Genomic DNA, 542 nt, shown 5'->3' on the forward strand with positions numbered 1-542 from the left:
GCTGATCGACGCCATGGCCGACCTTGCCGCCGCCAGCATGGGGCAGGGCACGGCACGCGCGCTGCGCCGCAGGCTGGCGCGGACGCCGTCGGTGCTGTCCGCCAATCACCACGCCATCGAATGCTTTCCCGAACTGGCCCAGGCGGTGCATTTCTTCGGCCTGGCGGAACTGCTGGCCCGGCCTGACGAACCGGCAGAACCGACAGAACGGGCAGAACCGACAGAACGGGCAGAACCGACAGAACGGGCAGAACCGACAGAACGGGCTCGCATGGGCGGGACCAACCAAATGGACGCAACGGTCGCCGTGCCGCCTTCCGTCCCGGAGCCCGGCGAGCCCCGGCGGGTCATCCCGGTGCTGTCCTGCACCACGGTTTCGCTGCAAAGCCAGGTCTATCCGCGCGGGCTCATGCTGTCGCGCCGCGTGGCGCGCGACGGGCACATGGTCCGCCTGCCCCTGTTTTCCGCCGCCGAGCAGGATACCATGGTGGGCGCGGCCCCGCCGCTGACGGCTGCGGGCGTTGCGGCCATGCGCCGCCGCT

Annotated in this window: 1 pseudogene; it reads left to right on the forward strand. The window is 70.8% G+C overall.

From position 1 onward, the window contains the following. A pseudogene (locus FVW20_RS18530) lies at positions 1-542 on the forward strand (hypothetical protein); the annotation flags it as partial.

This window comes from Nitratidesulfovibrio oxamicus (assembly GCF_015731765.1).
Classification (GTDB): Bacteria; Desulfobacterota; Desulfovibrionia; order Desulfovibrionales; family Desulfovibrionaceae; genus Cupidesulfovibrio; species Cupidesulfovibrio oxamicus.